Source organism: Achromobacter sp. SIMBA_011, from assembly GCF_046535435.1.
GTDB classification, from domain to species: domain Bacteria; phylum Pseudomonadota; class Gammaproteobacteria; order Burkholderiales; family Burkholderiaceae_B; genus Achromobacter; species Achromobacter dolens.
The window spans coordinates 1-315 of the sequence record NZ_JAWRWN010000217.1 but is presented as its reverse complement, the minus strand read 5'-3'; the positions used below and the strand labels follow the sequence as shown (position 1 = coordinate 315).

At 57.1% G+C, this 315-nt stretch carries 1 protein-coding gene; it reads right to left on the bottom strand.

From position 1 onward, the window contains the following. Positions 1–315: cbb3-type cytochrome c oxidase subunit I (locus SB816_RS30645; protein WP_410548070.1), on the bottom strand; the 315-nt coding region annotated here is incomplete at both ends.

The window sequence follows — 315 nt, the reverse complement described above, 5'->3', positions numbered from 1 at the left end:
GCTGCCATTCGAGCGTCGTCGCACCTTCACCCCAGGGATTGTTGCCGGCGATCCGCTTCTTGGCGAAGGCTTCCCATACGCCGAACAGGAAGATCAACACGGCAACGGCCGAGATATAGGAACCATAGGAAGATACCAGGTTCCAGCCGGCATAGGCATCGGGATAATCGATGTAGCGGCGCGGCATGCCGGCAAGACCGAGGAAGTGCTGCGGGAAGAAGATCAGGTTCACGCCCACGAACATCACCCAGAAGTGCAGCTTGCCGATGAACTCGTTGTACATGTAGCCGGTGATCTTCGGGAACCAGTAATACC